The sequence below is a fragment of the Pseudomonas sp. A214 genome (assembly GCF_900156295.1).
Classification (GTDB): domain Bacteria; phylum Pseudomonadota; class Gammaproteobacteria; order Pseudomonadales; family Pseudomonadaceae; genus Aquipseudomonas; species Aquipseudomonas rhizophila.
In genome coordinates, this window is record NZ_LT707062.1 from 5,858,527 (window position 1) to 5,881,550 (window position 23,024).

Annotated in this window: 22 protein-coding genes; 10 read left to right on the forward strand and 12 right to left on the reverse strand. The window is 61.3% G+C overall.

Going from position 1 to position 23,024, the window contains the following annotated elements; all coding sequences use genetic code 11:
- Positions 1–85 precede the first annotated feature (85 nt).
- The 3 genes from ilvC to BW979_RS26270 are packed head-to-tail and all read right to left on the reverse strand — an operon-like array spanning position 86 to position 3,366.
- Entirely contained in the window at positions 86–1,102 is a 1,017-nt protein-coding gene (gene ilvC / locus BW979_RS26260) for a ketol-acid reductoisomerase (RefSeq protein WP_003228216.1), read from the reverse strand.
- A gap of 45 nt (positions 1,103–1,147) precedes the next feature.
- Positions 1,148–1,639, reverse strand: a complete 492-nt coding sequence (gene ilvN, locus BW979_RS26265) for an acetolactate synthase small subunit (protein ID WP_003205610.1) — start codon at positions 1,637–1,639, stop codon at positions 1,148–1,150.
- 2 nt (positions 1,640–1,641) lie between these two features.
- On the reverse strand, positions 1,642–3,366 hold the full coding sequence (locus BW979_RS26270; protein WP_047229879.1) for an acetolactate synthase 3 large subunit: 1,725 nt from the start codon (positions 3,364–3,366) through the stop codon (positions 1,642–1,644).
- A 400-nt stretch (positions 3,367–3,766) separates the two neighbouring features.
- Here BW979_RS26270 and BW979_RS26275 point away from each other — a divergent pair, with 400 nt between their 5' ends.
- Positions 3,767–4,189 (forward strand): DUF4124 domain-containing protein, encoded by a 423-nt coding sequence (locus BW979_RS26275; protein WP_076386336.1) that lies wholly within the window; start codon positions 3,767–3,769, stop codon positions 4,187–4,189.
- Between the two features lie 7 nt (positions 4,190–4,196).
- On the opposite strand, the gene BW979_RS26280 is transcribed toward BW979_RS26275, so the two are convergent.
- From BW979_RS26280 to mrcB, 3 genes are read right to left on the reverse strand one after another with little or no spacing between them, the layout of a single operon-like run.
- Complete coding sequence (locus tag BW979_RS26280; RefSeq protein WP_047229832.1) at positions 4,197–4,526, reverse strand: YqcC family protein; 330 nt, start codon at positions 4,524–4,526, stop codon at positions 4,197–4,199.
- Positions 4,526–5,245 (reverse strand): tetratricopeptide repeat protein, encoded by a 720-nt coding sequence (locus tag BW979_RS26285; RefSeq protein ID WP_047229833.1) that lies wholly within the window; start codon positions 5,243–5,245, stop codon positions 4,526–4,528. The genes BW979_RS26280 and BW979_RS26285 overlap by 1 nt, the downstream gene beginning before the upstream one ends.
- Positions 5,246–5,261: 16 nt before the next feature.
- Positions 5,262–7,580: a penicillin-binding protein 1B gene (gene mrcB / locus BW979_RS26290; RefSeq protein WP_047229834.1), complete on the reverse strand. Its 2,319-nt coding sequence runs from the start codon at positions 7,578–7,580 to the stop codon at positions 5,262–5,264.
- 127 nt (positions 7,581–7,707) lie between these two features.
- Between mrcB and BW979_RS26295 the strand changes: the two genes are divergently transcribed.
- The 3 genes from BW979_RS26295 (at position 7,708) to BW979_RS26305 (ending at position 10,179) form a co-directional block, all read left to right on the forward strand.
- A complete protein-coding gene (locus BW979_RS26295; RefSeq protein ID WP_076386338.1) occupies positions 7,708–9,264 on the forward strand; it encodes a bifunctional aminoglycoside phosphotransferase/ATP-binding protein in 1,557 nt (518 codons plus the stop codon).
- 91 nt (positions 9,265–9,355) lie between these two features.
- A complete protein-coding gene (locus BW979_RS26300; protein WP_047229836.1) occupies positions 9,356–9,697 on the forward strand; it encodes a pentapeptide repeat-containing protein in 342 nt (113 codons plus the stop codon).
- A 209-nt stretch (positions 9,698–9,906) separates the two neighbouring features.
- Positions 9,907–10,179 carry a TfoX/Sxy family protein gene (locus tag BW979_RS26305; protein ID WP_047229837.1) on the forward strand — a complete coding sequence of 91 codons (273 nt, stop codon included), beginning with the start codon at positions 9,907–9,909 and terminating at the stop codon, positions 10,177–10,179.
- A 172-nt stretch (positions 10,180–10,351) separates the two neighbouring features.
- Here the strand turns inward: BW979_RS26305 and BW979_RS26310 are convergent, their stop codons facing one another.
- The 4 genes from BW979_RS26310 to BW979_RS26325 are packed head-to-tail and all read right to left on the reverse strand — an operon-like array spanning position 10,352 to position 13,949.
- Positions 10,352–11,248, reverse strand: a complete 897-nt coding sequence (locus tag BW979_RS26310; RefSeq protein ID WP_076386340.1) for a ChaN family lipoprotein — start codon at positions 11,246–11,248, stop codon at positions 10,352–10,354.
- Between the two features lie 21 nt (positions 11,249–11,269).
- The gene (locus tag BW979_RS26315; RefSeq protein ID WP_076386342.1) at positions 11,270–12,037 is read right to left on the reverse strand and encodes a heme ABC transporter ATP-binding protein; all 768 of its coding nucleotides are present in this window, start codon (positions 12,035–12,037) and stop codon (positions 11,270–11,272) included.
- Entirely contained in the window at positions 12,037–13,020 is a 984-nt protein-coding gene (locus BW979_RS26320) for a FecCD family ABC transporter permease (protein ID WP_171061425.1), read from the reverse strand. Before BW979_RS26320 ends, BW979_RS26315 begins: the two co-directional genes overlap by 1 nt.
- 50 nt (positions 13,021–13,070) lie before the next feature.
- On the reverse strand, positions 13,071–13,949 hold the full coding sequence (locus BW979_RS26325; RefSeq protein WP_047229840.1) for a heme/hemin ABC transporter substrate-binding protein: 879 nt from the start codon (positions 13,947–13,949) through the stop codon (positions 13,071–13,073).
- A gap of 263 nt (positions 13,950–14,212) precedes the next feature.
- Here BW979_RS26325 and BW979_RS26330 point away from each other — a divergent pair, with 263 nt between their 5' ends.
- The gene (locus BW979_RS26330; protein WP_047229841.1) at positions 14,213–14,536 is read left to right on the forward strand and encodes a Rieske (2Fe-2S) protein; all 324 of its coding nucleotides are present in this window, start codon (positions 14,213–14,215) and stop codon (positions 14,534–14,536) included.
- On the opposite strand, the gene sfsA is transcribed toward BW979_RS26330, so the two are convergent.
- Together sfsA and BW979_RS26340 are read right to left on the reverse strand one after the other, a co-directional pair.
- A complete protein-coding gene (sfsA, locus tag BW979_RS26335) occupies positions 14,486–15,226 on the reverse strand; it encodes a DNA/RNA nuclease SfsA (RefSeq protein WP_047229842.1) in 741 nt (246 codons plus the stop codon). The two genes, BW979_RS26330 and sfsA, sit on opposite strands and share 51 nt — an antisense overlap.
- On the reverse strand, positions 15,226–16,398 hold the full coding sequence (locus tag BW979_RS26340; protein ID WP_047229843.1) for a pyridoxal phosphate-dependent aminotransferase: 1,173 nt from the start codon (positions 16,396–16,398) through the stop codon (positions 15,226–15,228). Before BW979_RS26340 ends, sfsA begins: the two co-directional genes overlap by 1 nt.
- 342 nt (positions 16,399–16,740) lie before the next feature.
- Between BW979_RS26340 and dksA the strand changes: the two genes are divergently transcribed.
- The 5 genes from dksA to BW979_RS26360 all read left to right on the forward strand — a co-directional run bounded on the left by dksA (position 16,741) and on the right by BW979_RS26360 (position 22,954).
- Positions 16,741–17,184 carry an RNA polymerase-binding protein DksA gene (gene dksA / locus BW979_RS26345; RefSeq protein ID WP_047229844.1) on the forward strand — a complete coding sequence of 148 codons (444 nt, stop codon included), beginning with the start codon at positions 16,741–16,743 and terminating at the stop codon, positions 17,182–17,184.
- 234 nt (positions 17,185–17,418) lie between these two features.
- A complete protein-coding gene (gluQRS, locus tag BW979_RS26350; protein ID WP_047229881.1) occupies positions 17,419–18,309 on the forward strand; it encodes a tRNA glutamyl-Q(34) synthetase GluQRS in 891 nt (296 codons plus the stop codon).
- Between the two features lie 77 nt (positions 18,310–18,386).
- Complete coding sequence (locus BW979_RS27535) at positions 18,387–18,563, forward strand: hypothetical protein (RefSeq protein ID WP_003176118.1); 177 nt, start codon at positions 18,387–18,389, stop codon at positions 18,561–18,563.
- Positions 18,547–21,501, forward strand: a complete 2,955-nt coding sequence (locus BW979_RS26355) for a sensor histidine kinase (protein WP_172833807.1) — start codon at positions 18,547–18,549, stop codon at positions 21,499–21,501. The genes BW979_RS27535 and BW979_RS26355 overlap by 17 nt, the downstream gene beginning before the upstream one ends.
- Before the next feature lie 22 nt (positions 21,502–21,523).
- Positions 21,524–22,954, forward strand: a complete 1,431-nt coding sequence (locus tag BW979_RS26360; protein ID WP_076386346.1) for a sigma-54-dependent transcriptional regulator — start codon at positions 21,524–21,526, stop codon at positions 22,952–22,954.
- Positions 22,955–23,024: the final 70 nt, after the last annotated feature.

Consider the following 23,024-nt stretch of genomic DNA (forward strand, 5'->3'; position numbering starts at 1 on the left):
CGCAAACGATGCAGCTTTATACCAGAAGCCACCGCCCAAACGAAAAAACGCGGCCAGGGCCGCGTTTTCCGATCAAGCTCGCGACTTAGTTCTTGGCTTTGTCGACGATCTTGTTGGCACCGATCCACGGCATCATCGAGCGCAGCTGCTCGCCAATGATTTCGATACCGTGAGCGGCGTTGTTGCGACGCTTGGCGGTCATCGAAGGATAGCCGGTAGCGCCTTCGCTGATGAACATCTTGGCGTATTCGCCGTCCTGAATACGTTTCAGGGCGTTACGCATGGCCTGGCGGGATTCGGCGTTGATCACTTCCGGACCCGTCACGTACTCGCCGTATTCAGCGTTGTTGGAGATCGAGTAGTTCATGTTGGCGATACCGCCTTCGTACATGAGGTCAACGATCAGCTTCAGTTCGTGCAGGCATTCGAAGTAGGCCATTTCCGGCGCGTAGCCAGCTTCAACCAGGGTTTCGAAACCGGCCTTGACCAGCTCGACAGTACCGCCGCACAGAACGGCTTGTTCGCCGAACAGGTCGGTTTCGGTTTCGTCCTTGAAGGTGGTTTCGATGATGCCGGTACGGCCGCCGCCAACACCGGCAGCGTAGGACAGAGCGACGTTCTTGGCGTTGCCGGAGGCGTCCTGATAGATCGCGATCAGGTCAGGGATACCGCCGCCCTTCACGAATTCGGAACGAACGGTGTGGCCCGGGGCCTTCGGCGCGATCATGATCACGTCGAGGTCGGCGCGTGGCACTACCTGGTTGTAGTGAATCGCGAAACCGTGGGAGAAGGCCAGGGTGGCGCCTTTCTTGATGTTCGGTTCGATTTCGTTCTTGTACAGCGAAGACTGGAACTCGTCCGGGGTCAGGATCATGACCAGGTCGGCGGCGGCAACGGCAGAAGCTACGTCGGTGACTTTCAGGCCATGGGCCTCGGCCTTGGCAACTGTGGCCGAGCCTTTACGCAGGCCAACGGTCACGTCAACACCGGAGTCCTTGAGGTTGCACGCCTGGGCGTGGCCTTGGGAACCGTAACCGATGATGGCGACTTTCTTGCCCTGGATGATCGACAGGTCGCAGTCTTTATCGTAGAAAACTTTCATGAATTACCCCTATTTCCGGCCATTCAGGCCATTCGCTAATTTGGTTTAGATGCTCAGTACTTTGTCGCCACGGGCAATCCCGGTGACGCCACTGCGTACGGTTTCCAGAATCGAGGCAGTGCCGATCGATTGAATGAAGCTGTCGAGCTTGTCGCTGGTACCGGTCAACTGAACGGTATAGACGCTGGCGCTGACATCGACGATCTGCCCACGATAAATATCGGTAGTGCGTTTGATCTCGGCGCGCTGGGCACCGGTGGCCTTGACCTTGACCAGCATCAGCTCGCGCTCGATGTGCGCGCTTTCCGACAGGTCCACCAGCTTGACCACCTCGATCAGCTTGTTCAGGTTCTTGGTGATCTGCTCGATGATTTCATCGTGCCCCACAGTGGTCAGCGTCAGACGCGACAGGGTCGGGTCTTCGGTTGGCGCCACGGTCAGGCTTTCGATGTTGTAGTTGCGCTGCGAAAACAGGCCCACTACGCGAGACAGAGCACCCGGTTCGTTTTCCAGAAGCAGGGAAATAATATGTCGCATGATTAGGTACGCTCCGTCTTGCTCAGCCACATATCGCGCATGGAGCCGTCTTTGATCTGCATCGGGTAGACGTGCTCGCTGGTATCGACCTTGATATCGAGGAACACCAGGCGATCCTTCATGGCGAAAGCTTCTTCGAGCCCGGACTTCAAGTCCTTCAGGTCAGTGATGCGGATGCCCACGTGACCATAGGCTTCGACCAGCTTGACGAAGTCCGGCAACGACTCCATGTAGGAGTGCGAGTGACGGCTGCCGTAGCTCATGTCCTGCCACTGGCGAACCATGCCCAGTACGCCGTTGTTCAGGTTGACGATTTTCACCGGCAAACCGTACTGCAGGCAGGTCGACAGCTCCTGGATGTTCATCTGGATACTGCCCTCGCCCGTGACACAGGCGACGTCGCTATCCGGAAAGCTCAACTTGACGCCCATGGCCGCCGGGAAACCGAAGCCCATGGTGCCCAGACCACCGGAGTTGATCCAGCGGTTGGGCTTGTTGAACTTGTAATACTGCGCGGCGAACATCTGGTGCTGGCCCACGTCGGAGGTCACAAAGGCATCGCCCTTGGTCACTTCGCACAGGGTTTCGATCACGGTCTGTGGCTTGATCACGCTGCCGTCGCCCTTGTCGTAAGGGAACAGGCCACGATCACCGCGCCACTCATCAACCTGCTTCCACCAACTGGCCACGGACTCCTTGTTCGGAGCCTCGCCGATTTCCTTGAGGATGGCGACCATTTCGCTCAGCACGCTCTCCACAGGACCGACAATCGGCACGTCTGCCTTGATGGTCTTGGAGATCGACGCCGGGTCGATGTCGATATGGATGATCTTGGCGTTCGGGCAGAATTTCGCCGGGCCGTTGATGACACGGTCGTCGAAACGCGCGCCGACCGCCAGAATCACATCGGCATGGTGCATCGCCAGGTTGGCGGTATAGCTGCCGTGCATGCCGAGCATGCCGATGAACTGACGGTCAGTGCCCGGGTAGGCGCCCAACCCCATCAGCGTATTGGTGACCGGCAGGTTGAGCATTTTCGCCAATTCGGTCAGCGGCGCGGAGCCACCACCGAGGATAACGCCGCCACCCGAGTACAGCACCGGACGCTTGGCCGCCAGCAGCATTTCGGCTGCCTTGCGGATTTGCCCGGAGTGACCGCGCACAGCCGGGCTGTAGGAACGCAGCTTGGCTTTCTTGGGGAAAATGTATTCGAACTTCTCGGCCGGGTTGGTCATGTCTTTCGGGACATCGACCACAACCGGGCCCGGACGACCGGATTCAGCCAGGTAGAAAGCCTTCTTCATGACCTCCGGGATCTCCGAAGCGTGCTTGATCATGAAGCTGTGCTTCACGATCGGCCGGGAAATACCGATCATGTCGGTTTCCTGGAACGCGTCGGTGCCGACCATGGTGCTGGGCACCTGACCGGAGATGATCACCATCGGGATAGAGTCCATGTACGCCGTGGCGATACCGGTGATGGCGTTCGTGGCGCCAGGGCCGGAAGTCACCAGGACCACGCCGGCTTTACCGGTGGCACGGGCATAACCGTCAGCCATGTGGGTCGCCGCTTGCTCATGACGAACCAGGATGTGGGTCACTTCCGGTTCTTTGAACAGGGCATCATAGACATGAAGAAGAGCACCACCGGGGTACCCGTAGATATATTTGACGCCTTCGTCACGCAAAAAGCGGACGAGCATCTCACCGCCAGATAAAAGCTCCACGTTGTTCACCTCTAAAACGCCAGAATACCGGCCCACAAAAAGGGACGGGTCTTAATAGGTTTACTTCTCGGCAGAGCATGAGCGACGGTGGTCGCCGACTACGTCAGCACTGACTGAGCAAGTATTGGGATCGTCCCAAGTGTTGCGGGCCTTTCCCACCCAGCGCGAGGTAACGCGTTGCGGGTGTAACAGGTCGGCGCGGATGTGCGCCTCATGATCTGCCGAGTGGGCCTGCTTCTGGCAGTCCCTCTACAGCGGACTTTGGATTCTTCTGTTTCGCCCTCTGCAAGTCAAGCCGTCAATGTGCTTTATTCGAAGTAAGCGCATGAGAACGCAAGAAAAAACCTTTAAACAGCAACTGTGTTAGCTTCAATTGCGCAACCCATGACAAGGAAACAGCATGCGAATGTTCTTCTTGACGGCCAGCCTGCTGGTTGGCCTGAGCCCGATGTGCATGGCCGGTCAGGTCTATAAATGGGTGGACGCCCAAGGGGTTACCCACTTTGGCTCCCAGCCACCGCCTGGAGGACAGGCCACAACGGTGATCAAGTCCTCCCCTTCCGCCGCCAAGCCAGCAGCCCCCCCGCCTGCCGAGGTCATTGGTGACCAGAAGGCGATTGACCAACAGGTCAAGCAACAGATTGCCGAGCAGCAAGCCCAGCTCAAGGCCTTCTGCGAACAGACTCGGACCAATCTGGCGCAACTGCAGAACAACCCGCGGGTACGCGAGGATGTGGAAGGGGAAATGCGCCGCCTCACAGAAGAGGAGCGGCGCCAGCGCATCGACGAAACCCGCAAGCAGATCGAGGAGCACTGCCAATAAATGGCGGTCAGTTAACGTCGCTGATCAATTGGTCGAACTGCGCCAACAGTCGCTGCAACTCCACGCCTTGCCCCGGCCGCTGGGCATAGACCATTTGAGCCATCTCCAGGATGCCCGAGGCGTTGGGCAGCGGCAGGTCATTTTCCAGGATGGCTTTCATGCGCGGCAGGAAAATCCATTGCAGCCATTGCTCGAAGTCCAGCGTGTCGACCGCGAACGGCTCGACACTGGCCAACGCCTCGGCCGACGGCGAAACGCTGCTCCACCAGCCCTGGACCCGCAACTCGCGCTCAATCAGCAGCAACTGATCGGCGATCTTGGGAAAACGCGTATCCATCAGAGCGAAACCTTGGCCTTCTGACGGGCCAATGCCGCGCCGGCGGAGTCGCCTTGTTTCTCACGGGCCTGAGCGATCAATTCCCACAGGCTGGCCTGAAGCGCCGGACGACCGTTGGCGAATGTCAGGCCACGGCGGGCCAGTTGCTCGGCTTGCGGCGCATCGCCCTGGGCCATGCGCACCTGGGCCAGGCGATAGAGAACCTGGGGTTCACGCGGCGCAACACGCTGGGCTCGCTCAAGGCTGGAGGACGCACCATTGAGGTCACCACCGGCCTGTTGCTGTTGGGCTGTGGTGAGCAATGCCAGTACTGGACCGTCCAATTGTTCATCAGCGGACAGACCTCCCGAACTGGTCGAGGGAATGCTGCTCGGTGCAGAAGGCATGTTGAAGCTGCCCTGGTCGATTGGTGAAGTATCGATAGGGCCCGGCGTGATCGGCCCTGGCGTGATCGGTGTGCTGCTGATCGGTGCCGACGTCGTGGCGCCGCCACCGGGCACCATCACGACGACACCGGTATCGCCCTGGGGAATCGCCTGGACCTGTCCCTGCACCGGCCGCTGCACCGTCGTTTGACGGAAGCCGCCATTGGCCGAGACCCGCTCGCTATTGGAAACGGCAGTGCCGGAATCGACAACCGGAATCGAACCGCGTTGTACGGTGGAGCAACCGCTGAGCAATGCCACGGCCGTAACCGCTGGAATCAACCACTTGTTCACTTGAAACCCTCTTTGCTTAATTCATCCAGTCCTTGACCCAATCCATGACCGATTCGGCGGGGTTTGGAATGCCACAGGCTGCACCGGGTGGTGGTTCGCTGCCGCGAATATACGGCATCTGCACCGCGCCCGGGCAACTGGCGTCGGAGCCTTGACCGGTGCGCGAATCCACCCAGGCCTGAACGATATTGTCTGGTTGCGGCATGTCCAGCGGCAACGGATCGGCCTTGCGCATGAAACTGGTCCAGACCTGCAATGCCCCGGTGGCGCCAGTGAACGGGGTCTTGCCATTGTCGTCACGGCCGAGCCAGACCACTGCCAGCAGGTCCTGGCTGAAACCGGCAAACCAGCTGTCGCGCGAGTCGTTGCTGGTACCGGTCTTGCCCGCCAGGGTCAGGTTACGCGGTAGTACGTTATAAACCGAACTGCCGGTGCCTTCACGCATGACCCGTTGCATGGCGCTCTGGATCAGATAAATGGACGCGGGATCAAAACGCTGCTGGATCTGGAACGGATAGCGCTTGAGCGGCTCGCCGTCGGCGGTAAGCACGCTGCGAATGCCGCGCATCGGCGTGTTGAAGCCACCGTTGGCCAGTGTCTGGTACATGGCTGCCACTTCAATCGGCGTGAGGCCACCGGCTCCCAGCAGCATCGATGGGAATGCCGGGAATTCGCGACTGACACCCAGGCGGGCCAAGGTCTTGAGGACATTCGGCACGCCGATTTCAAGCCCGAGGCGAGCCGTCGACAGGTTGTAGGAATGCGCAAGCCCCTGGTACAGGAACACCGTACCGTGGGAGCGGCGATCATAATTTTGCGGCTTCCACACCTGGCCGTCCGCGCCCTTGACCGAGAACGCCTCGTCGGACAGCCAACTGGTCAGGGTGTACTGGCTCGGTTTTTCCAGGGCGGTGAGGTAGACCGCCGGCTTGATCAGGGAGCCGATCGGGCGGACCGCATCGAGCGCCCGGTTGAAACCGGCAAAACTGGCCTGCCGACTGCCGATCATGGCCTGGACTTCGCCGGTTTCCGGGTTGGTCACCACCATCGCGGCTTCCACTTCATCAGAGCCCTTGCGCCCGGCCAGTCGCTTGAAGGTGTCATTGACCGATGCTTCGGCCTTCATCTGCAGGATCGGGTCGAAACTGGTGAAGATCCGCAGGCCTTCTTCGGTCAAGTCTTCGTCGCGGTAGTCCTCACGCAGTTGACGCTTGACCAGGTCCATGAAACCAGGAAACGAGCTGTCGGCCAGACTGCCGCGCTTGGTTACGCCCAAAGGCATCTTCTTCGCCGCTTCGACTTGCTCGGCCGTCGCCACGCCTTGCTGTTGCAGCAAGTCGAGTACCAGATTGCGCCGCTCGAGGGCGCGCTCCGGATTACGCCGCGGGTTGTAGGAGGACGGCCCTTTCACCATCCCCACCAGCAATGCCACCTGATGCAGCTTGAGCTCGGACAGCGGCTGGCTGAAGAAGAACTGGCTGGCCAGGCCGAAACCGTGAACCGCCCGCTGGCCGTCCTGACCGACGAAGACCTCGTTGAGGTACGCCTCGAGAATCTCCCGCTTGTCGTAGTGCAGTTCCAGCAACAGCGCCATCATGGCTTCGGTAAGCTTGCGGCTGAGGCTGCGCTCGTTGGTCAAATAGAAGTTCTTGACCAATTGCTGGGTCAAGGTACTGCCGCCCTGGCGCATACGGCCCGAGGAGGTGTTGACCCAGATGGCCCGGGCAATCGACTTGGGCGAGACGCCGAAGTGATGGTAGAAATCGCGGTCCTCGACAGCGATCAGCGTATCGAGCAGGAACGGCGGCACCTGGTCGATCTTGATCAGGATCCGGTCTTCAAGGTTCTTGGGGTACAGGCCACCGATCAGCAGCGGTTCAAGGCGCACCACTGACAGCTTCGCATTGTTGGCACCGGTCAGCGCAGCCACGTAGTCGCCGGAGAAACGCACTCGCACCGCCTGCGCCTGCTCCATGCCTTCATAAAATTGGAAACCGCGGGTATTGAGGTCGACGGTATTGCCGTTGACGGACGCAGCACCCGGGCCATTGGCAACGCTTTCACGGCGATAGCCGAGGGCATCGAGCTCGGTCAGGAAATCGTCCCGACTCAGCTTTTGTCCGACGAACAGCTCCAGGGGCCTGGCGTAGACCTTGGCCGGGATGGTCCAGCGCTTGCCGGAGAACTTCTCCTGGACCACGGCATCGAGGTAGACCGCAAAGCCAGCGAGCACGACGAGGCCCACCAGGCTGAGTTTAAGGGCCCAGCCCAGCCAGGGCCGCAAGCGACTGGCGGGTGGTTTCTTGGGGGTACGGGGGGATCGGGTACGAGTCATGGCGGCGGATTATACGCACTTTGCCGCGGTTCAACATGACCACACAACGGCCCCCTCCTGTTTGCGTTAACGCGGCTTGCCGCCATAATGACGGCCTTGAATTTTCCCAGTCTCTGAAGGATCGCCCGTGAGCCAGTCCCTGATCGCTGCCCTGCAAAACCCGGCCCTCTATCCGCATCCCGTCGAAGGGTTCCAGGTCATCGAGACCCACATTTCCTGGGTATTGCTCACCGGGCCGTATGCCTACAAATTCAAAAAACCGGTCAATTTCGGCTTCCTTGATTTCACCAGCCTCGAGGCACGCAAGCATTTCTGCGGGGAAGAACTGCGCTTGAACCAGCGCCTGACCCAGGATCTGTACCTGGAAGTCATGCCGATTACCGGCACCCCGCAAGTGCCGCAACTGGGTGGCGAAGGTCCGGCCATCGAATACGCCCTGAAGATGCGTCAGTTTCCCCAGAGCCAACTGCTCAGCACGCTCCAGGCCAACGGCGAACTGACCACCGCGCACGTTGACGAAATGGCCGCGCAGATCGCCCGCTTCCATCTCTCTACGCCCACCGTGCCTGCCGAAAACGCCGCCGGCACCCCCGACAGCGTTATGGCACCGGTGCGGCAGAACTTCGAACAGATTCGTCCGTTCCTCAGTGACAAGGCTGACCTGTTGCAGCTCGAAGCCCTGCAAGCCTGGGCCGAAAGCAGCTTCGAACGCCTCAAACCGCTGTTCACCCAACGCAAAGCCGAAGGTTTCATCCGCGAATGCCACGGTGACATCCACTTGGGCAATGCCACGGTGATCGATGGCAAGGTAGTGATTTTCGACTGCATCGAGTTCAACGAGCCGTTCCGCTTCACCGATGTCTATGCCGACACTGCATTCCTGGCGATGGACCTGGAAGACCGCGGCCTCAAGTCGCTGGCGCGACGTTTCGTCAGCCAATATCTGGAGCTGACCGGCGACTATCAAGGCCTGGAGCTGCTGAACTTCTACAAAGCCTACCGCGCCCTGGTCCGCGCCAAGGTCGCGCTGTTCAGCATGCCGGCCGAAGCCGACCCGGTGCAGCGCGCCACAACCCTGCGCCAATACCGCAACTACGCGAACCTGGCCGAAAGCTACAGCACCATTCCCTCGCGCTTTCTGGCCATCACCCACGGCGTTTCGGCCGTTGGCAAAAGCCATGTCGCGATGCGCCTGGTGGAAGCCCTGGGCGCCATTCGCTTGCGCTCGGACGTTGAGCGCAAGCGTCTGTTTGGTGAGCAGCAAGTGCCCAATGATCCACAAGCCGGCATCTATAGCAGCGGCGCCAGCGACGCCACTTATGCCCGCTTGCATGAAATCGCCAGTGTCATCCTGCATGCCGGCTTCCCAGCAGTGATCGACGCCACGTACCTCAAACACGATCAGCGCGATGCTGCGGCGAAAGTTGCCGAGGCCACGGGCGCTCCGTTCCTGATCCTCGATTGCAATGCGCCACAAGCGGTTATCGAGAGCAGGCTGGCGCAGCGTCAGGCCGATCAGACAGATCCGTCCGACGCAAATCTGGCCGTTATCGCCGCCCAACAGGCCAGCCGCGAAGCACTCACCCCTGCGGAAATCCTGTGCAGCAAACGGGTCCAGACCAATGAAAGCGGCACGCTCGACATCGTGGTCGCGCAGATTCGTCAACGCTTGCCAGGCCTGTAAAAAACTATTTCGGCCGTGGAGTCTGCCCACCCTTCACGGCCGTCAAACAGTGGCACTATACTGGCGTCATAAAACCAACAGGTGATATGAAATGAGCCTACCCAAGCTTCTCAGTACCCCGCTTTATGCTTTGCTGCGCGAAGACGACATTGCCGGTTTCAACAACGAACGGCCACAAGGCCCGGTTGATATGCGTGGCGGCGATTTTCGTGGTCTGGATCTGCGAGAGCTCAATGCCGACGACGTGGATTTCACCGACGCTTACTTCCGCTCCGCGGATTTGCGCGGCATCGATTTTCGCAAGTCGTCCCTGGAAGGTGCCAGCCTGGCCCATGCGCAAATATCGGGCGCCTATTTCCCGGCAGAACTGTCTGCCGACGAAATTCTGATGTCGATGAACTTTGGCACCCGGCTGCGCTACCGCACCCGCTGAATCGGGCCGAATCTGCCGTCAACCCAATTGATCTCCAGCGCCCCCGCCTGCGCTGGACGCTGCATCTTGCCGCGCGCCCCCACCTATCGTGCGTAATGCATTAGAAGCTTTTGCTTCAAATCCCACCAAAGAATCACGTTTTTCCTACTGACCGCTACACTCCTGAGAAGCTTGCCCACTGCACCAGTCGGCCGTCGCAAGGAGGTTCGATGAATGATGAACTGCAACACCTGAAGAACCTGGGCAAGACATCAGCCCAGTGGCTGCATGCCGTGGGCATCCACAGCGCCTCGGATCTGCGCCGCCTCGGAGCGGTTGATGCCTATCGCGCAGTACGCACTCGCGGGTTCCGGGCTTCGAAGGTGTTGCTCTATGCCATTGAGGGCGCATTGATGGATGTGCACTGGAATGACATCCCCGCCGAACGCAAGGAAGCCTTGAACAAACAATTGGACGCCGTTTCGACGCGTCACAAAGCCTGACCATTCTCCTTGTTTGTCGCCACACGGCCTGCGCTTGAAAGTTATTTGGGCCAATTCAAAAAACAACGTTTGACATGGTAATGAGAATCGCTATGATTAGCGCATCCGGTCGCGAGACTGGTCGATATTTGAATAGCCCTTGGTTCGGACTCTCAGATATCTCCTCATCAGGCTAATCACGGTTATTTGACCCGACTTTTGTCGGGTCTTTTTTGTCTGGAGGAAATGCGCTGTGTTCACGCATCTGCGCGCAGTAATCCTGAGGGGGAGTGGCCTTGGTGTACCACACGTAATCTGCCATGACCGATGTCATCTCGCTGCCCTCCTCGGCCAGCATCAGGACGGTGGGCGCCTCACTGGCCCCCAAGTCCAGCACATGCAGCGGCACCCCGACGTCTTTTCGTCCATGCCAGGCACCGGCGAACAACAACGCAGGCAATGGCGCAGCCAGCAGACGTTCGGCCATGCGTCGGTCACGTTGTTGCTGGACAGCCAGCATCGCCGGCATCTGAGATTCGGGCAGCAGGCCGCAATGGGATTGGCGAATCTGCTCCAGCAACTGATCCTTCACACTTGCCGCATTCGCACGGGCGCCTCGCAAGTCCGGCGCCTGCCGGTAGACGCGCTGGATCTCGGCGGTGTCCAGATTGGCGGCCAACAACGGATAGCGTTGCGTCAGGGCAAACTCCACGACCGGACCATACAGGCTCCAGTCCCATCCCGGCGACCAATCCAGGGCACCGGGAAGATCAGTTGGCAAGGCAGGTAACTGGCGGACCGCATCAACGCGAGGCTGCTGGTGGGGTGTCAGCATTTCCAGCAGGAGGCTGCCCTGGGCCCGTTGCGCGGCCAGGGCCTGAAGCAGCCATAGCTGCAGCGCGTGGTGATCCGGATTGTCGTGCTGCTCGCCGACCACCACTCGCGGCGCCCGTGCCAGACGCTCGATCAACGCTTGAGGCGTGATGGCCCGGCCACTGTGCAAATCAAGGATCTGCCCGTCGACCGGGGGCGGCGCAGTGCTCTGACAGGCCGTCAGCACACTCAATGCCAGAATCAGGATCAGGCGCACGTCTACATCCTCAGGCAACCCTCAGCGGGCGATGATCAATGGATGTCCGCGCTCCGGATGGGGTTGCACCAGCACTTCCAGGCCAAACACTGCTTTGAGCGGTTCCGGGCGCAGCACTTGTTGCGGCGTGTCCAGGGCCACCGGCCGGCCGGACGCGAGCAACAACAGGCGATCACAATAACGCGCTGCCAGGTTCAGGTCATGCAGGATCACCAATACGGCCGCGCCGCGATCGGCAAACTCACGCACCGCTTGCAGGATGGTGTGCTGGTGCAGTGGATCGAGCATCGAGGTCGGTTCGTCGAGCAGCAGGGTCTGCCCCGCTTCCCCTGGCCACAACTGTGCCAAGACCCGCGCCAGGTGCACCCGCTGACGCTCGCCTCCCGACAGCGCCAGGTAACTGCGACCGTGCAGATGCGCCGCGTCTGCAGCGTGCAACGCCAAGGCAACGATTTGCTCGTCACGCACTCGACCACACTGATGAGGCAGGCGCCCCATGCCGACTACTTCCTCGACTCGGAAAGCAAAATCCAGGGTCGATGACTGCGGCAATACCGCCAGGCGGCGGGCACGCTCGGCGCCGTCCCACTGGGACAAAGGCCGATCATCGAGCCAGACCTGTCCCTGCGCAGGAGGCAATTGACCGCACAGCCCCGCCAGCAAAGTACTTTTACCTGCACCGTTGGGGCCGAGCACGCCCAGCACCTGGCCGGCATGCAGATCAAGATTGACATCAGCCAACACGGTCTTGCGACCCCGCTGGATGTGCAGGTTCTGCGCTCGTAACATCAGGCGCGTCCTCGCAGCAATAAATAGAGGAAGAACGGCGCCCCGATGAATGCCGTGACGATGCCGATCGGCAGTTCCGCCGGAGCCAGCGCCAGACGCGCCACCAGATCGGCGAACAGCAGCAGGCTCGCCCCCGCCAGCACCGAAGCCGGCAACAGAACGCGATGATCGGGGCCGGCCATCAACCGTACCAAATGCGGCACTACCAGCCCGACAAAGCCGATCATGCCCGCCGCCGCCACTGCCGCGCCAACCCCCAGGGCCGTGCAAAACACCAGTTCACGCTTGAGCCCTTCGACATCAACGCCCAAATGGGCGGCTTCGGATTCACCCAGCAACAGAGCATTGAGTGCCCGGGCCCGTCGTGGCAGCCAGAGTGCTACGCCAACGCTGACCAGCAACAGCGGCCACAACCGCGCATAGCTGGCACCATTCAGGCTCCCCAGGTTCCAGAACGTCAAGGTGCGCAGGGTCGCGTCGTCCGCCAGGTAAGTGAACAAGCCCACCGCCGAGCCGGACAGCGCGGTCAGGGCGATACCGGCCAGGAGCATGGTCGCGACATGGGTCTGGCCGTTGCGCCGACCGAGGCGATAAACCAATGCCGTAACCCCAAGCCCGCCGAGGAACGCACACAACGACAACACATAGGGGCCGAACGCTTCGGGCAAGCCACCCAGCGCCGAGCCGCCAACAATGGCGAACGCCGCGCCCAGCGCCGCACCGCTGGACACCCCGACCAGCCCCGGGTCGGCCAACGGGTTGCGGAACAGCCCCTGCATCGCCACCCCCGATAATGCCAATACCCCGCCCACCGCCAGCCCCAGCAGGGTGCGTGGCAGACGGATCTGACCGAGGATCAGTTCGGCCTGCTCCAGACCTTCGGCGGCCACTGGCAAACCCATCAAGCGCAACGCGGCGCGCAAGGTATCGAACAGCGGCAAACTCACCGGCCCCAGGGCCAGGGACAGCCAGATCGCCAGCAGACACAACAGGGCCAGGCCAATGAACAAGGTGCGCGGTTTGACCAGAGGGGTCATGGTGCCTTGGCCGGTTCGGTCGGGTAAAAACCGGCCGTCAGCTTCACCAGACTTTGCGGCAACCGCGGGCCTAGCCCGCCGACCAACAGTGTCGGGTCAAGCTCGATAACGCGCCCGGCCCTGGCGGCACGGGTGGAGGAAAGAATCGGATTTCCCCTGAACAACGCCGCACGCGCTTCTTCGCCACTCAACGCGCGATCGGCGAACACCAGTACTTCGGGATTCAGGCTGGCCAGGCTCTCCACCGAAAATGCCTTGTAACCATGGTGTGTCGCCAAGTTGTGACCGCCGGCCTGCTGCACCAGCCAATCGGCGGAGGTGCCCAGGCCTGCGACCATCGGCTTGCCGCCGGAGCTTGCGACCAACAGCAACACGCCGGGGGCCTGTTGCTCAAGCTGGATTTTACTCACTCGAGCTTTCTGTTGGCTGAGCTGCTGTTGATAACTGTCGAACAACTGCGCGGCTTTGGCCTCGGCGCCCAGCAGTTGACCCAGGTGCCGCAGATTGCCCTGAAGGGTCGACAGGTCGGGCGTGGCCGAGAACAGTTCAACCTGTACCCCGGCGCTGCGGATCTGCGACAGCACCGGTGGCGGCCCCATTTCTTCGGTGCCTACGAGGATCTGCGGACGCAGGCTCAATACCCCCTCGGCCGAGAGTTGTCGCTGATAACCGATGCTGGGTAAATCCCGCAAGGCTTCGGGATGCTGGCTGGTGGTGTCCACGCCCACCAGTTTCGACTCACCGCCCAGCGCGCTGACCCATTCGGACACTGCCCCGCCGGCACTGACCCAGCGCTGCGGCAGTTCAGCCGCCACCAAGCCCTGGCTGGCTAACATGACAACACAGAGCGTGACAACACGGATATTCAGGCGCATCGGGCAGCTTCCTCGAAGAAATGTTCACAGGGCCGGGCATGAACCCCGCAGGCAAAGTATCCTCAGCCCCCTGCGAAGGAGGCGCCATTTGATAATTGTTTTCATTTGGACGTCAAGCATGAACCTTTGGGGGGTTGCCTCTGTGGGAGCGAGCCTGCTCGCGATTAGCGGTGTGTCGACCCATTGCTGCTGGCTGATCGACCGCTATCGCGAGCAGGCTCGCTCCCACACAAACTCGCCCACTCATAACCATAGAGACCCACATGAAGTTTCTTTGTACCGGCGCCGAATTGCCCGACAACAGCAGTCGCGGTTTCGACCTCGATGGGCGCAAGTTGCTGGCGGTGCGTCGCGCCGGCCAGGTGTATGTCTATCTCAACCGCTGCCCGCACCGCGGCGTACCGCTGGAATGGCGGCCCGATGAGTTTCTCGACCCCAGCGCCAGCCTGATCCAGTGCGCCACCCACGGCGCACTGTTTCTGATTGAAAGCGGTGAATGCGTCGCCGGCCCCTGTGCCGGGCAGTCCCTGGCTGCGTTAGAGAGCCGGGAGGACGAGCAAGGCATCTGGGTCGAGCAGCACCGGTAACGGCCGATCCACCCACATTTGCTCGGGCATCAGCGTCACCCCGTAGGCCAGCACTTCCACGCCCGCGGCCACAGCGTCGCGCAACGCCGCCGCGTACAGCGGGTCGATTTCCTGTGCCGGGCGCACGGCGTCGATCCCGCTCAGGTTGACACAATACAACTGCACCGCCCGCACGCCGTCCCGGGCCAGGTGAGCGAGTTCGCGCAGATGCCTGGCTCCCCGCTGGGTCACCGCATCAGGAAACGCCGCCACGGTCGTGCCGTCAAAACCCAACGTGACACTTTTGACTTCGACCCAGGCGGAGCCTTCGTCGTAGTCCAGTCGAAAATCGATACGACTGTTTTCCTGACCGTAAGCCACTTCACGCTTGAGCCCGGTAAAACCGTTCAGCTCGCTGATGACCCCGGCACGCAGGGCCTCTTCGATTAGCGGGTTGGCTCGCGCGGTGTTGATGCAGGCCAACCGCCCCTGGGGGGTTTCGCCTATTTCCCAGGTGCCGGGCAATTTGCGCTTGGGGTCGCTGGAACGACTGAACCAGACTCGCGCACCTTCGGCCATGCAATTGAGCATCGAACCGGTGTTGGGGCAATGAATCGTCAGCAGTTCGCCATGAACGGTCTCGATATCGGCAAGAAAACGCTTATAACGTCGAATCAGCCGGCCTTCTTCCAGCGCAGGTGAAAAAAGCATCAGCCTTGCCAACTCCGCAGTCCGCGCTCGATTCGCTCCACCGCTTCCTGGAGCCGCGGCAAGCTCTGGGTGTAGGCGAAACGCACATGGTGCCCAGCCTGATGGCGACCGAAATCCAGCCCCGGCGTGAACGCCACATGCTCGGTCTCCAGAAAGTGCTGGCAGAACGCAAAAGCATCGCCGCCGAATGCACTAATGTCGGCATACAGGTAAAACGCCCCTTCCGGCTCCACTGCGATGCCGAACCCCAGATCACGCAAGGCCGGTAGCAGAAAGTCGCGCCGCAGCGCGAACTCGGCCCGGCGCTGCTCGAATATCTCGATTGTCGCCGGTTCGAAACAGGCCAACGCCGCGTACTGGGCCATGCTCGGCGCACTGATGTAAAGGTTCTGCGCCAGCTTCTCCAGCTCACCAACAGCCGCCGAAGGGGCCACCAGCCAGCCCAGCCGCCAGCCGGTCATGCCGAAATACTTGGAAAAGCTATTAAGGACGAAAGCTTCGTTGTCGACTTCCAGCACGCTCGCGGCATCGGTGCCATAAGTCAGGCCGTGATAGATCTCATCCACCACCAAGTGACCGTTGTGGCCCTTGATTGCCTTGGACAGGCCGGCCAGTTCGTCCCGGCTGAGAATCGTCCCGGTCGGGTTGGCCGGCGACGCGACCAGCGCACCCACGCTGTTCGAGTCCCAATAGCGGTTCACCAGGTCCGGGGTCAGCTGGTAGCGCACGTCCGGGCCTACCGGCACCAATTGAGCCGTACCTTCCACCAGCCGCAGAAAGTGGCGATTGCAGGGGTAACCGGGGTCCGCCAACAGCCAGTGCTTGCCCGGGTCCACCAGCAACGCGCTGGTCAGCAGCAACGCGCCGGATCCGCCCGGCGTGACCAGGATGCGCCGTGGGTCTATGTCCACACCGTAGCGCTGCCCATAGAAACCGGCGATGGCTTCGCGCAGCTCGGGGATGCCACGGGCCGCCGTGTAACGGGTCTTTCCCGCCGCCAGCGCGGCCTGGCCGGCCTGGATGATCGGCTCAGCCGTGGTGAAGTCCGGCTCGCCGATCTCCAGGTGGATGACATCGTGCCCGGCGGCCTGCAGCTCATTGGCACGGGCCAGGAGCGCCATCACATGGAAAGGTTCGATGGCGCGGCTACGCGCACTGTAGGGCTGAGCCATTAGCCTTCCTTCTGGTAAAAAAGAACCGATTCTACCTAACTCTCCGGCCAACCCAGAAACAACTGCGCAAGCGAGCACGAACTCAGGGCCCGGCCGCTTGCAGCAAATGTCTCCAGCGATCGGCTCAGGCTTGACTAGAATCAAGCATTGAGCAGGTTTGTCACTCCACCGGACTGAACTTGACCACGCTTTGCAAGCCCCGGCCACCGCAGGCTCGACAACCGGGAGTAGCGCGGCCCGATTTGATCTGGTAAGTTCGCCCGCTTGCAGCCGCAGGGCCGGCAGGTGTCGGTGATGGAGCAATCCTGCGTAGTGGATTACAAGAGTAGAGGCGGTCCATTCATGCCCACCCAAGCAAAGCAGAATCAAAATCAGTCGCTCAGCGGGTTTGAGCCGTACGTGCCGCAAGCTGGCGAAGAGTACATGGGCGCCCCCATGCGCGCGCACTTCACCAAGATCCTGAACAAGTGGAAACAGGACTTGATGCAGGAAGTCGACCGCACTGTGGATCACATGAAAGACGAAGCGGCGAACTTCCCTGACCCGGCCGACCGTGCCAGCCAGGAAGAAGAATTCAGCCTCGAACTACGCGCCCGCGACCGTGAGCGCAAGCTCATCAAGAAAATCGACAAGACGTTGCAACTGATCGAAGACGAAGAATACGGTTGGTGCGAGTCCTGCGGCGTCGAGATCGGCGTCAAGCGGCTGGAAGCACGTCCGACCGCCGACATGTGTGTCGACTGCAAGACCCTGGCGGAAATCAAGGAAAAACAGGTCGGCAAGTAAATTGCCTGGGCTGTCATCGAAAAACGGAGCGTTCACACGCTCCGTTTTTTGTTTCTGATACTTCCCGCACACCCGGTTCCCTTGTGGGAGCGAGCCTGCTCGCGATAGCGGTGGGTCAGCCACATCAATGCCCACTGATAAGACGCTATCGCGAGCAGGCTCGCTCCCACAGAGGGATGGCTTCGTCAGCAGGATATGTATTCCAACAGCCCGGACCCCAGTAACATTCGCTTTATGACCGCCACTGCCCCCTACATCGGCCGCTTCGCCCCCACACCCAGCGGCCACCTGCACTTTGGCTCCCTGGTCGCCGCGCTGGCGTCCTATCTGGATGCCCGGGCCGCGGGCGGGCGCTGGTTGCTGCGCATGGAGGACCTTGACCCACCACGGGAAGAGCCTGGCGCGCAAGCGGCAATCTTGAAGGCACTGCAAAGCTACGGGTTTGAATGGGACGGCGAGATGGTCCGTCAGAGTGAGCGCCATGAGGCCTACGACCAGGTCATCAATCGCCTGCTCAGCCAGGGTCTGGCCTATGCCTGCACCTGCTCGCGCAAACAACTGGAGCCGTATCAGGGCATTTATCCGGGCCTGTGCCGCAACGCCGGTCACGACACCAAAGACGCGGCCATCCGCCTGCGCGTTCCTGAGCTGGCATATCACTTCAACGACCGAGTACAAGGCCCGTTCCGCCAGCACCTGGGCCGTGAGGTCGGCGATTTCGTGATTCGCCGTCGCGACGGGCTCTATGCTTATCAACTGGCGGTGGTGCTGGACGACGCCTGGCAGGGGGTCACCGATATCGTGCGCGGTGCCGACCTGCTGGACTCCACACCACGTCAGCTGTACCTGCAAGAGCTGCTTGGCTTGCCACAACCGCGCTACCTGCATGTGCCGCTGATCACCCAACCGGACGGACACAAACTCGGCAAGTCCTACCGCTCGCCACCGCTGGCGGCCGATCAGGCCACGCCATTGTTGTTGCGGGCACTGCGCGCGCTGGGCCAACAGCCAGGCCCCGAACGGGTCGACGCCAGCCCCCGGGACCTGCTGGACTGGGGCATTCGCCATTGGGATGCGGGGAAGATACCGCGCACTTTGACCCTGCCAGAGGCGCAAATACGTTGACGGCGCTTGCAGCTTGGCCCCCATCCGTTACCATCGCCGCACGTTTTCGGGCACGCGTTTAAAAAAGAGAGGCCGGGATGTACATCTATCGCTTGGTCCTGCTCCTGGTAGTGGGGATTTATCTGTTCTCCCCGGCCATCATGGATTGGTGGATCGACGCCACGGGTGCCTGGTATCGGCCCTATCTGCTTTGGCTGATCCTGATCGTCGTGACCTTCATCCTGCAGAGCCAAAAAGATGCCGATGAGCTTTAGCCTGACCCAGATGATCCTGATCAGCGCAGCCTACCTGGCAGTGCTGTTCGGCGTCGCCTGGATCAGCGAACGGGGCATGATCCCCCGGGCGATCATCCGCCACCCGCTGACCTACACCCTGTCGCTGGGCGTCTACGCCAGCGCGTGGGCGTTCTATGGCACGGTCGGGCTGGCCTATCAGTACGGCTACGGTTTTCTGTCCAGCTACCTGGGTGTATCGGGGGCATTCCTGCTGGCACCGGTGCTGCTCTACCCGATCCTGAAAATCACCCGCACCTACCAGCTATCATCCCTGGCCGACCTGTTCGCCTTTCGCTTTCGCAGCACCTGGGCCGGCGCGCTGACCACGATTTTCATGCTGGTGGGCGTATTGCCGTTGCTGGCCCTGCAGATCCAGGCGGTGGCCGACTCCATCAGCATCCTCACCCGCGAACCGGTGCAGCACCGGGTCGCACTGAGTTTCTGCGCGCTGATCATTCTCTTCACGATTTTCTTCGGTTCCCGCCACATCGCCACCCGGGAGAAACACGAAGGCCTGGTGTTCGCCATCGCCTTCGAATCGGTGATCAAACTGATCGCCATCGGCGGCGTCGGTCTCTATGCCCTGTACGGCGTATTCGATGGCCCGCAACAACTGGAGCTGTGGCTGCTGCAGAACCAGACCGCCCTCGCCGCCCTGCACACACCCCTGCAGGAAGGCCCGTGGCGCACGCTGTTGCTGGTGTTCTTCGCGTCAGCGATCGTCATGCCGCACATGTACCACATGACCTTTACCGAAAACCTCAACCCGCGCTCGCTGGTGAGCGCGAGCTGGGGCCTGCCGCTGTTCCTGCTGCTGATGAGCCTGGCGGTGCCGCTGATCCTGTGGGCCGGACTGAAGCTGGGAGCCAGCACCAATCCTGAGTATTTCACCCTCGGCATCGGCATCGCCGCCAACAGCAAGGCCCTGGCGTTGCTGGCCTACATCGGTGGCCTGTCAGCGGCCAGCGGCCTGATCATCGTTACCACGCTGGCGCTGTCGGGCATGGCGCTCAACCATCTGGTGCTGCCGCTCTACCAGCCGCCAGCCGAGGGCAATATCTACCGCTGGCTGAAATGGACCCGCCGCGCACTGATCGTCGCCATCATCATGGCCGGCTACGGCTTTTACCTGATGCTGGGCGACGGACAGGACCTGGCCAACCTCGGCATTGTCGCGTTCGTCGCCACCTTGCAGTTCCTGCCCGGCGTACTGTCGGTGCTGTATTGGCCAACAGCCAACCGCCGTGGTTTTATCGCCGGTCTGCTCGCGGGGATCCTGGTGTGGCTGGTCGCCATGCTGTTGCCACTGCTGGGCAACATGCAGGGCTTCTATATCCCGTTGCTGAACATGATCTACGTGCTCGACGACACCAGTTGGCACATGGCGGCCATCGCCTCGCTGGCGGCGAACGTGCTGATGTTCACCCTGATTTCACTGTTCACCAACGCCAGCAGCGAAGAGGCCAGCGCCGCCGAAGCCTGCGCGGTGGACAACGTTCGCCGCCCTCAGCGCCGGGAACTGCACGCCGCCTCACCCCAGGAGTTCGCCACGCAACTGGCCAAGCCCCTGGGCGCCAAAGCCGCGCAAAAAGAAGTCGAACAGGCCCTGCGCGACCTCTACCTGCCCTTCGATGAACGCCGTCCATATGCCCTGCGTCGCCTGCGGGACCGGATCGAAGCCAACCTGTCCGGCCTGATGGGCCCCAGCGTGGCCCAGGACATGGTCGAGACGTTCCTGCCCTACAAGGCCGGCGGCGAGAACTATGTCACTGAAGACATCCACTTCATCGAGAGCCGCCTGGAAGACTACCACTCGCGCCTCACCGGCCTGGCCGCCGAACTGGACGCCTTGCGCCGTTATCACCGCCAGACCTTGCAGGAACTGCCGATGGGCGTGTGCTCCCTGGCCAAGGACCAGGAAATCCTGATGTGGAACAAGGCCATGGAGGAACTGACTGGAATCGCCGCCCAGCGCGTGGTCGGTTCACGCCTGAGTACCCTGAGTGAGCCGTGGAAAGGCCTGCTGCAAGGCTTCATCGACCTGCCGGATGAGCATTTGCACAAGCAGCACCTGGCCCTCGACGGCCAGACTCGCTGGTTGAACCTGCACAAGGCGGCGATCGACGAGCCGCTGGCGCCGGGTAACAGTGGCCTGGTATTGCTGGTGGAAGACCTCACCGATACTCAGATGCTCGAAGACAAGCTGGTCCACTCCGAACGGTTGGCAAGCATCGGTCGGCTGGCCGCCGGGGTGGCCCACGAAATCGGCAACCCGATCACCGGCATCGCCTGCCTGGCGCAAAACCTGCGCGAAGAGCGCGAGGACGACGGCGAACTGACGGAAATCAGCGGCCAGATCCTCGAACAGACCAAGCGTGTGTCGCGTATCGTCCAGTCACTGATGAGCTTCGCCCATGCCGGCGGCCACCAGCACAACGACGAGCCCGTCTGTCTGGCCGAAGTGGTCCAGGACGCCATTGGTCTGCTGGCCCTGAACCGGCGCAATTTCGAGGTGCAATTCTTCAACCTGTGCGACCCGGATCACTGGGTCGACGGCGATCCCCAGCGGCTCGCCCAGGTACTGATCAACCTGCTCTCCAACGCCCGCGACGCCTCACCTGCGGGCAGCGCGGTGCGGGTCAAGAGCGAAGCCAGCGAACACACGATCGACCTGATCGTCGAAGACGAAGGCAGCGGTATCCCCCAGAACATCATGGACCGATTGTTCGAACCTTTCTTCACCACCAAGGACCCGGGCGAAGGCACCGGTCTGGGCCTTGCACTGGTCTATTCCATCGTTGAAGAGCATTATGGACAAATCACCATCGACAGCCCGGCCGATGTACAAAGCCAACGCGGCACCCGTATACGGGTGACCTTGCCGCGTCATGTCGAAGCGACGTCCGCTGTGAACTGAGACCGTCGAGAGAATCGAATCAATGCCGCACATTTTGATCGTCGAAGACGAAACAATTATCCGCTCCGCCTTGCGCCGCCTGCTGGAACGCAATCAGTACCAGGTCAGCGAAGCCGGTTCAGTGCAGGAAGCACAAGAACGTTTCAGCATTCCAACGTTTGACCTGATCGTCAGCGACCTGCGCTTGCCTGGCGCCCCCGGCACCGAACTGATCAAGCTCGGCCAGGGCACGCCGGTGCTGATCATGACCAGTTACGCCAGCCTGCGCTCGGCGGTAGACTCCATGAAAATGGGCGCGGTGGACTACATCGCCAAGCCGTTTGACCACGACGAGATGCTCCAGGCCGTGGCCCGCATCCTGCGCGACCGACAGACGGCGGCCAGCCATGCGCCGGAACCGGCGAGCAAGGCGACAGCCTCCACCAAAGGCGGCGCCGGCAACCATAACGGCGAAATCGGCATCATCGGCTCCTGCCCGCCCATGCAGGACTTGTACAGCAAGATCCGCAAAGTGGCGCCCACCGACTCCAATGTCCTGGTCCAGGGCGAGTCCGGCACCGGCAAGGAGCTGGTAGCCCGTGCGCTGCATAACCTGTCCCGACGGGCCAAGGCCCCGATGATTTCGGTGAACTGCGCGGCGATCCCGGAAAGCCTGATCGAGTCCGAACTGTTCGGTCACGAAAAGGGTGCGTTCACGGGTGCCAGCGCCGGGCGCGCCGGGCTGGTGGAAGCGGCGGACGGCGGGACGCTGTTCCTCGATGAAATCGGTGAACTACCCCTTGAAGCCCAGGCACGTTTGCTGCGGGTGCTTCAGGAAGGCGAGATCCGTCGGGTCGGGTCGGTGCAGTCGCAGAAAGTCGACGTGCGCCTGATCGCGGCCACGCACCGCGATCTCAAGAGCCTGGCGAAGATCGGCCAGTTCCGTGAAGACCTGTATTATCGTTTGCACGTCATCGCCTTGAAGTTGCCGGCCCTGCGCGAACGTGGCGCCGACGTCAACGAAATCGCCAATGCTTTCCTTGCCCGCCAGAGCGCGCGGGTCAACCGCACCGATCTCAAGTTCGCCCCGGATGCCGAACAGGCCATCCGTCACTACGCCTGGCCGGGTAACGTTCGAGAGCTGGAAAACGCGGTAGAGCGAGCAGTGATCCTCTGCGAGAGCCCGGAAATCTCGGCCGACCTGCTAGGCATCGACATCGAGCTCAGTGACCTGGACGATGACGAGTTCATCGGCCTGGCCCCGCAACAGGGTGGTGCCAACAACTCCAGTCACGAGCCTACCGAAGACTTGTCCCTGGAAGATTACTTCCAGCATTTCGTCCTCGAACACCAGGACCACATGACTGAGACCGAACTGGCGCGCAAGCTGGGGGTTAGCCGCAAATGCCTGTGGGAACGCCGCCAGCGCCTGGGTATCCCACGCCGCAAGACCGGGGTCGCCAGCGAAAGCTGAGGTGCGCGGGTAACACCGCCCAATGTGAAAAAACTGTTACCTCAGCTTTTTCACGTAACAGAAGCCGGGG

Coding starts and splice junctions, on each gene's coding strand:
- BW979_RS26330 (WP_047229841.1), top strand. CDS start 14,213: ATGAAGTTTCTTTGTACCGGCGCCGAATTGCCCGACAACAGCAGTCGC.
- BW979_RS26315 (WP_076386342.1), bottom strand. CDS start 12,037: ATGTTACGAGCGCAGAACCTGCACATCCAGCGGGGTCGCAAGACCGTG.
- BW979_RS26300 (WP_047229836.1), top strand. CDS start 9,356: ATGAGCCTACCCAAGCTTCTCAGTACCCCGCTTTATGCTTTGCTGCGC.
- sfsA (WP_047229842.1), bottom strand. CDS start 15,226: ATGCTTTTTTCACCTGCGCTGGAAGAAGGCCGGCTGATTCGACGTTAT.
- BW979_RS26325 (WP_047229840.1), bottom strand. CDS start 13,949: ATGCGCCTGAATATCCGTGTTGTCACGCTCTGTGTTGTCATGTTAGCC.
- BW979_RS26360 (WP_076386346.1), top strand. CDS start 21,524: ATGCCGCACATTTTGATCGTCGAAGACGAAACAATTATCCGCTCCGCC.
- BW979_RS26340 (WP_047229843.1), bottom strand. CDS start 16,398: ATGGCTCAGCCCTACAGTGCGCGTAGCCGCGCCATCGAACCTTTCCAT.
- ilvN (WP_003205610.1), bottom strand. CDS start 1,639: ATGCGACATATTATTTCCCTGCTTCTGGAAAACGAACCGGGTGCTCTG.
- gluQRS (WP_047229881.1), top strand. CDS start 17,419: ATGACCGCCACTGCCCCCTACATCGGCCGCTTCGCCCCCACACCCAGC.
- BW979_RS27535 (WP_003176118.1), top strand. CDS start 18,387: ATGTACATCTATCGCTTGGTCCTGCTCCTGGTAGTGGGGATTTATCTG.
- BW979_RS26280 (WP_047229832.1), bottom strand. CDS start 4,526: ATGGATACGCGTTTTCCCAAGATCGCCGATCAGTTGCTGCTGATTGAG.
- BW979_RS26275 (WP_076386336.1), top strand. CDS start 3,767: ATGCGAATGTTCTTCTTGACGGCCAGCCTGCTGGTTGGCCTGAGCCCG.
- BW979_RS26355 (WP_172833807.1), top strand. CDS start 18,547: ATGCCGATGAGCTTTAGCCTGACCCAGATGATCCTGATCAGCGCAGCC.
- ilvC (WP_003228216.1), bottom strand. CDS start 1,102: ATGAAAGTTTTCTACGATAAAGACTGCGACCTGTCGATCATCCAGGGC.
- mrcB (WP_047229834.1), bottom strand. CDS start 7,580: ATGACTCGTACCCGATCCCCCCGTACCCCCAAGAAACCACCCGCCAGT.
- dksA (WP_047229844.1), top strand. CDS start 16,741: ATGCCCACCCAAGCAAAGCAGAATCAAAATCAGTCGCTCAGCGGGTTT.
- BW979_RS26305 (WP_047229837.1), top strand. CDS start 9,907: ATGAATGATGAACTGCAACACCTGAAGAACCTGGGCAAGACATCAGCC.